The sequence below is a fragment of the Nocardia uniformis NBRC 13702 genome (assembly GCF_001613345.1).
Classification (GTDB): Bacteria; Actinomycetota; Actinomycetes; order Mycobacteriales; family Mycobacteriaceae; genus Nocardia; species Nocardia uniformis.
The window spans coordinates 35,944-43,953 of sequence record NZ_BDCE01000002.1 but is presented as its reverse complement, the minus strand read 5'-3'; the positions used below and the strand labels follow the sequence as shown (position 1 = coordinate 43,953).

Sequence of the window (8,010 nt, the reverse complement as noted above, 5' to 3'; positions counted from 1 at the left end):
GGCGCTGGTTATCGGCTTCCGTCCGAACGCCGATGTACTGGAGTGGCTGGCTGCCTTCGGGCTGATTACCGCAGTGATCTTCGCGCTCAGCTGGTTGGCCGCGGCCTTCGGTCTGGTCGCACAGAACCCGGAGAGCGCCAGCAATCTGCCCATGCCCATCGTCATGCTGCCCTTCCTGAGTCTGGTGCCCGCGAGCACCATGCCCGTCGGTGTGAAGCAGTTCGTCGAATACCAGCCCTTCACCCCGATCGGTGAAACCATCCGCGGACTGCTCATTGGCGCGGAGATCGGGAACAACGGAATCCTGGCGCTGCTCTGGATCGCGGCCATCGCCATCGGCGGATACTTCTGGGCCACCAGTCAGTTCCGCCGCCGCATCAACTGAGGTGAATACCGCGAAACCCCCGCTGCGGCGGGGGTTTCGTATTGTCGCCCCGCGGGCCCACCGCTAATTGCGTTCGACCTCGATGGGGTGGGTCGCCAATAGCGACAGCGGGAGCGGCTGGCGGCGCAACACCTGCGCCCACAGGTCGCCCCGACCCGCGATCGGATCGGTCGGCAGCGCCGACAGCACGAGCCAGTCACCGCGATCCAATTCCCCCTCCAACTGTCCGAAGGTCCAGCCGGCGTACCCCGCGAATATTCGTAGACCCTCGACCAGCGGGGCGATCCGGTCGGGATCGGAATCCAGATCCACCAGCGCGATGCGCCCATCCACCCTGCGTAAACCCGACACCCCGTCGATGTCGGTGCCCACCCTCGTCAGGGCCAGACACAGCGCGGCATCGCGTTTCACCGGCCCGCCGATGTAGAGCGACTGCGGTGTCGCCGCCAATTCGGCCCACTTGGGCAGCACATCGGCGACCGCGGTTTCGCTCTGCCGGTTCAACACCACGCCGAGAGTGCCCGCGTCATTGTGTTCGACGATGTACACGATGGTGCGCCGGAACGAGGACTCCACCAGGTCGGTCGCGGACACCAATAAGGTTCCCGGCCGCACCACGTTTTCGTCGTGCCGGGATTCGCGTCGAGATCTGTCGCCGTGATCCTCTGCGCGTGCCACCCCGCCATCATTCCACCGGGACACAATATTTGGAGTGCCTATTAGGGTGAGGCCATGGAACGTCCCGAGGTAGTCCTCGAGAACAGTGATGCGGTTTACGAGTTCTATCGCGATCATCAGCAGAACCGGTGGCAGGCCCGGGGGGCCTACGCCCTGCTGGCGCGGCGCTATCGGGCGCGCGTCGCATATGCGCCAGCGGCGCGGGAGCGCCTGCGGGAGTTGGTCTCCCAGCGGCGGCCACTGCTCATCTCGATCAATCACCTCTCGCAATTGGATCCGTACACGGTGGCCGCGGCGGCCTGGAGCAGTGTGTTGCGGCCCGTCATCGGACGGACCCGGGTGCTGGCCAAGGACGAACTCTTCCTCGAGGAGAAGCTGCGGCGGCGGATCGACATGATGGGCGGGATCCCGGTATTCCGCGGTAAGGACCACGGGTTGCGCGCGGTGAACGCCGCCGGTCAGCAAATGATCGATGTATGCGCCGAACGGTTGCGTCGCGGCGACGGGGTGGCGGTCTTCCCGGAGGGCACCTGCAATAACGTGGATCCGACCCAGGTGCAGTCGGTGGGCAGCGGTATCGGGCATATCGGTTTCCGGGCCATGAAGCTGGGTGCGCAGCCGGTGCTGGTATCCCTCGGCCTCAGTTACGGTCCCCGCACGGATCCGACGGTGGAGCCCAGCAAGGAGGAGGCCAAATCGGCCAGCTTCTATTTCGGGGTCCCGGTGGAACTACCCGCGCGCCCCGCCGAAATCGCGCGCCTGGTCCGCGCCGAACTCCAGACGGCCCTCGACGGGGCGGTCGCCGCTTACTGATCAGAGGTCTATTGGGGCAGGTTCAATCGTTGTCGGGACCACAGCGGGACCAGCACCAGATATTCCGGACGGGATTCGACGAAGTGATGCACCATCGGACACAGCGGGAGGATGCCGTAACCCTCGTCTCGGGTGGTGTCCAGCGCCATCTGGACGAGTTTGCGCCCGTAGCCCTGCCCCTCGAACTGCGGATAGATCTCGGTGTGGACGAACGCGCGCTCGTTCGCGGTGTCCTGGTAGGCGGCGATACCGGCCACCACCCCCTCGACCAGCAGTTCGAAGCGATCCAGTGCGGTGTTCTTGCGAACTTCCATCGTCTTGATCGACTCACTCGGCATGTCTGAAACGCTATCGGGTGCGTCGCCGTCGGTTTGCCCGGTTTGCGTATCTCCGCCCTACGGGCGTGTCGCGAAGGCCGAAACCGTACACACTGTGGGGGTGACGCAGCAGGGACCACACCGGGTAGTGCTCGCCCCCGACAAGTTCAAGGGTTCACTCACGGCCGCCGAAGTAGCGGCCGCACTCGCCCGTGGCATTGCCCGTACCGCGCCCAGCGCGCATATCCACCAGCTGCCGATAGCCGACGGCGGCGACGGCACCGTGGCCGCCTTCCTGGCCGCGGGGTGGAACCGCGTGGCGCTGCACGCCCCCGGCCCCACCGGCCGTCCCGCACCCACCGTCTACGCCCGGCGCGCCGATACCGCCGTCATCGAACTGGCCGCCGTGGTCGGCCTGTCGAAACTGCGCGGTGGACAACATGATCCGCTGCACGCCAATACCTACGGTCTCGGCGTGGTGATCGCGCACGCCCTCGACCACGGTGCCCGCGAAATCGTCCTCGGTCTCGGTGGCAGCGCCTCCACCGATGGCGGCGCGGGTATGCTCCAGGCGCTGGGCCTGCGGATTCTCGATGCCGAGGGCCATGAATTGCCCAGTGGCGGTGTATCTCTCCGGCATGCCGCCGAGGTGGACCGGACCGGTCTGCATCCGGCGCTGGCCCGGGCGCGCATCACCCTCGCCAGCGATGTGGACAACCCGCTACTCGGACCGACCGGGGCCGTCGCGGTATACGCGCGGCAGAAGGGCGCGGGTCCGGACGACCTGGCGATTCTCGAAGCCGCCCTGACGAATTGGGCTCGACTGGTCGCACCCGAACAGGCCGCCCGCCCCGGCGCGGGCGCGGCCGGAGGTACCGGTTTCGGTGCGATGGCGGTGCTGGGCGCTTCTCCCCGGCCGGGCATCGAGGTGGTCCTCGACCTCATCGACTTCTCCGCCCACCTCACTAACGCCGATCTGGTGGTTACCGGCGAAGGCTCCCTGGACACGCAGAGCCTGCACGGCAAAGCCCCCATCGGTGTCTGTCACGCGGCCCGGGCCGCGGGCATCCCGGTCATGGCCGTTGCGGGTCGCATCCGTCTGTCCCGCGCACAACTGCAGGCCGCGGGTTTCGCTGCCTCCCAAGCGCTTTCCGACCTCGAATCGAACCCGTCCCGCTGTATGGCCAATGCCGCCGACCTGCTGGAACGCGTCGGCAAGCAGATAGGTGCGAACGGCACCGGGCTCGGCTAGGACGCGGCGGTCAGGGGTTGGCCGAGGATTTCGTCGCGATTGCATTCGCCCCATTCTTCGAGGGGCCGCAGGGCTACGTTGAGGCTGTCGCCGAGCGCCGTGAGCGAATACTCCACGCGGGGTGGGATTTCGGGGAAGATCTCGCGGCGGACCACACCGCTGGCCTCCAATTGCCGGAGGTTCTCGGCCAGCACCTTTTCGCTGACCCCCTCCAGTAGCCGTCGGATCTCGCCGAAACGTCGCGGTCCGTCGCCGAGTACCCACATGAGGTGGAGCTTCCATTTGCCGCCGACCACATCGATGGCGACAGACATGCCACAGATTTCGTGATCCGCGTCACTGTTGTCTCGCATCGCGACCTCCTGACCAGAATTCGAACCTCGAGGTAAGCAACCCCACTCGAACGTGCGGTCTTCCCGAGCCTATCCGGCGACGGCAATATCGATCTCGTCGAACAGCTTCCAGCCTTGAATTCCTTCAGGAGAAAAACATGTCTCAGCAGCAGTTTTCCGTATCCGTCATCGGTCTCGGACCGATGGGTCAGTCGATGGTTCGCGCCTTCCTGAAGGCCGGGCACGAGGTGACGGTGTGGAACCGGAGCCAGGGGAAGGTCGACGCCATGGTCGAACTCGGCGCCAAGCGCGCCGCGACCGTCGCCGACGCCCTGGACGCCAATGCGGTGGCGGTACTCAGCCTCACCCACTACGCCGCCATGTACGACGTACTCGGCCCGGCCGCCGAGCACCTGTCCGGCAAGGTGATCGCCAACCTGTCCTCCGATTCGCCGGAGCAGGCGCGTGAGGGCGCGAAGTGGGTGCGATCGCATGGGGCGCAGTTCATTTCCGGCGGCGTCATGTCGGCGGGCGACGATATCGAGCACCCGGCGTCCTACATCTTCTACAGCGGCCCGCGCGAAGTATTCGACGCGCACTCCGAACTGCTGCGGCCATTGAGCCCGCAGGAGTACCTGGGTACCGATGACGGTCAGGCGCAGGTGTTCTACCAGGCTCTGCTCACCATGTTCCACCCCTGGCTGCTCGCCTTCGACCAGGCGACCGCCATGATCGATCGGTCCGGGGCCGATATCGCGCAGTTCGTCGCGTTCGCCGTCCGGTCCGCCGCGGCATACCCGACCTTCATGGAGGAGTTCGCGGCGGCCAATCAGAACGGCGGCTGGGCCGATCTGGCGAGTCTGAAGATGATGGATGCGGGCGCGCAGCACATTATCGACGCGAGCGAAGAGGTCGGTGTCGACGCGACCTTCTCGCACACCGCCCAGAACTACTGGCGCAAGGCCATTGCCGCCAGCGAGCAGGCGGGCCGAGCCGTCTCCACCTACGAACTCATGCGCGGCGATGAGCGCTGAATCGAAGGGGCACAGCATGTCTGAACAACAGCGCATGGTGACGGTAATCGGTCTCGGCCCCATGGGGCAGGCCATGGTGCGGGCCTTCCTCGCGGCGGGTGTGGCCGTGACAGTGTGGAATCGCAGTGCCGAGAAGGCCGACGCCATGGTTGAACTCGGGGCGAAGCGGGCCGACACTGTCGCCGAAGCGCTCACCGCCAATGAGGTGATCGTACTCAGCCTGACCCACTACTCGGCCATGTACGACGTACTCGGGCAGGTCGCCGATCACCTGCGGGGCAAGGTGATCGCCAATCTCTCCTCGGACTCACCGGAGAATGCCCGCAAGGGTGCGGCATGGGCCGAAGAGCATGGCGCACAGTTCCTTACGGGCGGCGTCATCGCCGACGGCGAGAGCATCGAATCCCCGGAATCCTACATCTTCTACAGCGGTCCCCGCGCGGTCTTCGACGAGCACGCCGATCTGCTGCGGCTGCTGACACCGACCGAATACCTGGGCGAGGATCCCGGCCTCTCCCAGGTGTATTACCAGGGCCTGCTCATCCTGATGCACCCGCTGATCCTCGCCTACGAGCAAGCCCTGGCGACGATCGAACGCTCCGGTCAAGCTGTCGACGACTTCGTCCCGCACGCGGTGCGATTCCTCGACAGCATGAAAACCTCATTCACGGTTTTCTCCGACCTCGCGAAATCCGGCGGCTGGGGCGATATCTCGACCATGCGAATGATGGATGCCAGCACCCAGCACGCTATCGAGGCCAGTACGGATGTCGGCGTCGACGCCGCGCTGCTCCGCACCGCACAGGCGTATTGGCGCAGGGCCCTGGCAGCCACCGAGGCGGCCGGGGAACCGGTCTCCACCTACCGCCTCATTCGTGGCACCTGAACTCCGTGGTCCGTGACCCGCTCCGGTCTGGACCAGCGAGCGGAGGCCGGTGCGGTGCCCAGCAGCGTCCAGGGGGTCCGCGCCGCCCCCGTCATTCCGGCATGCTTTTGGCCGGAATCCACACTGCACGTGGTAGATCCCGGCCGAAAGCACTACGAGATGACGAATAGGTTCACCCGCGAACGATACCGACACCGCCCTAGCTGGGCTCAGCACCGAGGCGCGGGAAGGGCTTCGTAGCGAAGATAACCTCCACCGGTACCTCGAAATACTCCGAAATCCGCAGTGCCAGATGCAGACTCGGACTGTATTCGCCACGCTCCAGGTACCCGATCGTCTGATAGTGCACGCCGAGCGCTTCGGCCAATTCCCGGCGGGAGATGCCGCGTTCGGCACGCAGCATGGCGATCCGGTTGTAGATGACCTCAGTAGGCACGCTGCAGTGCTTTCTCCCGGCGGGAAGCCACGGTCGAGCCCGATTCACCCCGGGCCATGCGCCGCAACACCATCGGTGCCACCAGTAGTCCGATCAGTGCCCAGACACCCAGCACCGCGACCGTCTCCAGATGGCGCCAGGACTGCCCGATCTCGACCACCACGGTATCGGCGGGCAGCAGCGCCGATCGCATACCGAGCCCCAGCCAATACATCGGAAACACCTGGGCCAAGGCCTGAACCCAGCCGGGCAGGACCGTGATCGGATAGTAGATCCCCGAAATTCCGATCAGTGCCATCAGTGGCATGGTCAGGAAGAAGGTGCCGCGAGCGCCCTCGATGATCGAGCCCAGGATCGCACCCAGCGGCAACACCGCGAGCAGCCCGAGTGTCACCACCCACGCCAGGGTCAGCCAGCCGCCGACTCCATCGACGGACAATCCACCGACGATCAACCCGCCCACGACCAGCAGGAATGCCACCTGAATCAGCACCTGGCCCGCGCTCGCGCCGAGCTTGCCGATCAGGTACCCCACCATGCCGTTCGGTATTGCCTTGGCGCGCAACAATGTTCCGTCTTCCCGGTCGAGAACCAGGTATTCCGTCATCCAGTACAGACCGTTGAATGCGAGGACGCTGCCGAGTACGCCCGGCAGTGCTAGCGTGCCGAGCTTCAGTCCGGTCTCGTGAAAAGACCCGTGCCGCATGAAGAACAGCGCGATCAGGATGAGGATCGGAAAGAGGAACAGATTGAGCAGGCCCTGGGTGCTGGTGAACGCTTGCCGCAGCTCGATCCATGCGCGGGTGCCCCCGGCCCGGATCGCGACCGTGGTCGGATTCATCGTGTGACCTCCTCCAGAGTGCGCACGTCGGCCTCATTACGGCCGGACTCGTATTGGCGTACCAGTGTCATATAGGTGTCTTCCAGCGATGCACGGCGCACCTCCAGTTCGTTGATCCGATCACCGTGCTGTTGGAAGAGTTCGTGCACGAACTTGGTCGATTCGGTGGTGGTGTGCACGAAACGCTGGCCATCGCAGGTCCAGCGCACCTCGGCTTCCCCCGCGATGCGGCGGGACAGCTCATCGGCCGAGCCGTCGGCGATAATGCGCCCTCCGGCCAGGATGAGTATCCGGTCGGCGAGTTTTTCGGCCTCGTCCAGATCGTGGGTGGTGAGCAGGACGGTGGTCTGCTGGTCATCCGCGAGCCGATGCACCAGGTCGTGGAATTCGCGGCGCGCCTCCGGGTCGAAGCCCGCGGTCGGTTCGTCCAGAAAGAGCACCTCGGGGCGTCCGACAATGCCGATCGCCACGTCCATCCGGCGACGCTGTCCGCCGGACAGGGAACTGATCAGGGAGTTCGACTGTTCGGTGAGGCCGACCATTTCGATGAGTTTGTCGGCGTCCCAGGGGCGTTCGACATCGGCCGTGCCGTAGGGGGCATAGAACGAGCCGAGGTAGGCGAGCAGTTCGCGCACCCGCCACCTGCTGTGGTCGCGCCACGACTGCAGTACGACTCCCACCCGCGCCCGCCACTGTTCGTCGCCGTGGGCGGGATCGATGCCGAGCACTTCGACCCGGCCTGCGGAGCGCGTGCGGAACCCTTCGAGGATTTCGATGGTGGTGGTCTTTCCCGCGCCATTCGGGCCGAGCAGAACCAGCACCTCGCCGAGCTGCGCCTGGAATGTCACATCGTGCAGAACGTCGGTACTGCCGTACCGCATGCGCAGATTCTCGACGTTGAGAACTACGCCCTCACCCACTGTCATGGTTTCCCTCCCTGTCGTGGGTTAGTGATGACTCGTAGTATATGTACTACATTTCATGGCGCACAAGCTATTCCTTGACCGGAGGTGCGGGCACGCAAAAAGCGGCCCTA

The 8,010-nt window shown here is 65.2% G+C and carries 11 protein-coding genes; 5 read left to right on the top strand and 6 right to left on the bottom strand.

The genetic code is table 11. From position 1 onward, the window contains the following. The coding region (locus NU1_RS42105; protein WP_371859744.1) for an ABC transporter permease at positions 1 to 385 on the top strand (385 nt) is incomplete at its 5' end. A gap of 63 nt (positions 386 to 448) precedes the next feature. Here NU1_RS42105 and NU1_RS00350 read toward each other — a convergent pair. Then, complete coding sequence (locus tag NU1_RS00350) at positions 449 to 1,063, bottom strand: YqgE/AlgH family protein (RefSeq protein ID WP_281221081.1); 615 nt, start codon at positions 1,061 to 1,063, stop codon at positions 449 to 451. A gap of 54 nt (positions 1,064 to 1,117) precedes the next feature. Between NU1_RS00350 and NU1_RS00345 the strand changes: the two genes are divergently transcribed. After that, positions 1,118 to 1,876 carry a lysophospholipid acyltransferase family protein gene (locus tag NU1_RS00345; protein WP_067516094.1) on the top strand — a complete coding sequence of 253 codons (759 nt, stop codon included), beginning with the start codon at positions 1,118 to 1,120 and terminating at the stop codon, positions 1,874 to 1,876. Positions 1,877 to 1,884: 8 nt separating this feature from the next. Here NU1_RS00345 and NU1_RS00340 read toward each other — a convergent pair whose 3' ends face one another. Further along, positions 1,885 to 2,214 carry a GNAT family N-acetyltransferase gene (locus tag NU1_RS00340; RefSeq protein ID WP_084520845.1) on the bottom strand — a complete coding sequence of 110 codons (330 nt, stop codon included), beginning with the start codon at positions 2,212 to 2,214 and terminating at the stop codon, positions 1,885 to 1,887. A gap of 100 nt (positions 2,215 to 2,314) precedes the next feature. Between NU1_RS00340 and NU1_RS00335 the strand changes: the two genes are divergently transcribed. Next, complete coding sequence (locus NU1_RS00335; RefSeq protein ID WP_067516092.1) at positions 2,315 to 3,445, top strand: glycerate kinase; 1,131 nt, start codon at positions 2,315 to 2,317, stop codon at positions 3,443 to 3,445. Here NU1_RS00335 and NU1_RS00330 read toward each other — a convergent pair. Next, entirely contained in the window at positions 3,442 to 3,798 is a 357-nt protein-coding gene (locus NU1_RS00330) for a winged helix-turn-helix transcriptional regulator (protein ID WP_067516090.1), read from the bottom strand. The two genes, NU1_RS00335 and NU1_RS00330, sit on opposite strands and share 4 nt — an antisense overlap. Positions 3,799 to 3,935: 137 nt before the next feature. Here NU1_RS00330 and NU1_RS00325 point away from each other — a divergent pair, with 137 nt between their 5' ends. Together NU1_RS00325 and NU1_RS00320 are read left to right on the top strand one after the other, a co-directional pair. Next, positions 3,936 to 4,811 carry an NAD(P)-dependent oxidoreductase gene (locus tag NU1_RS00325; protein ID WP_067516088.1) on the top strand — a complete coding sequence of 292 codons (876 nt, stop codon included), beginning with the start codon at positions 3,936 to 3,938 and terminating at the stop codon, positions 4,809 to 4,811. Positions 4,812 to 4,827: 16 nt separating this feature from the next. After that, the gene (locus NU1_RS00320) at positions 4,828 to 5,697 is read left to right on the top strand and encodes an NAD(P)-dependent oxidoreductase (RefSeq protein ID WP_067516086.1); all 870 of its coding nucleotides are present in this window, start codon (positions 4,828 to 4,830) and stop codon (positions 5,695 to 5,697) included. 199 nt (positions 5,698 to 5,896) lie between these two features. On the opposite strand, the gene NU1_RS00315 is transcribed toward NU1_RS00320, so the two are convergent. Genes NU1_RS00315 through NU1_RS00305 form a run of 3 tightly spaced genes read right to left on the bottom strand, consistent with a single transcriptional unit; the run spans position 5,897 to position 7,900 of the window. Continuing rightward, entirely contained in the window at positions 5,897 to 6,133 is a 237-nt protein-coding gene (locus NU1_RS00315; protein ID WP_218027800.1) for a helix-turn-helix transcriptional regulator, read from the bottom strand. Next, positions 6,123 to 6,974: an ABC transporter permease gene (locus NU1_RS00310; RefSeq protein ID WP_067516084.1), complete on the bottom strand. Its 852-nt coding sequence runs from the start codon at positions 6,972 to 6,974 to the stop codon at positions 6,123 to 6,125. Before NU1_RS00310 ends, NU1_RS00315 begins: the two co-directional genes overlap by 11 nt. Then, positions 6,971 to 7,900 (bottom strand): ABC transporter ATP-binding protein, encoded by a 930-nt coding sequence (locus tag NU1_RS00305; RefSeq protein ID WP_067516082.1) that lies wholly within the window; start codon positions 7,898 to 7,900, stop codon positions 6,971 to 6,973. Before NU1_RS00305 ends, NU1_RS00310 begins: the two co-directional genes overlap by 4 nt. Positions 7,901 to 8,010: the final 110 nt, after the last annotated feature.

Coding starts and splice junctions, on each gene's coding strand:
- NU1_RS00310 (WP_067516084.1), bottom strand. CDS start 6,974: ATGAATCCGACCACGGTCGCGATCCGGGCCGGGGGCACCCGCGCATGG.
- NU1_RS00330 (WP_067516090.1), bottom strand. CDS start 3,798: ATGCGAGACAACAGTGACGCGGATCACGAAATCTGTGGCATGTCTGTC.
- NU1_RS00345 (WP_067516094.1), top strand. CDS start 1,118: ATGGAACGTCCCGAGGTAGTCCTCGAGAACAGTGATGCGGTTTACGAG.
- NU1_RS00305 (WP_067516082.1), bottom strand. CDS start 7,900: ATGACAGTGGGTGAGGGCGTAGTTCTCAACGTCGAGAATCTGCGCATG.
- NU1_RS00325 (WP_067516088.1), top strand. CDS start 3,936: ATGTCTCAGCAGCAGTTTTCCGTATCCGTCATCGGTCTCGGACCGATG.
- NU1_RS00340 (WP_084520845.1), bottom strand. CDS start 2,214: ATGCCGAGTGAGTCGATCAAGACGATGGAAGTTCGCAAGAACACCGCA.
- NU1_RS00320 (WP_067516086.1), top strand. CDS start 4,828: ATGTCTGAACAACAGCGCATGGTGACGGTAATCGGTCTCGGCCCCATG.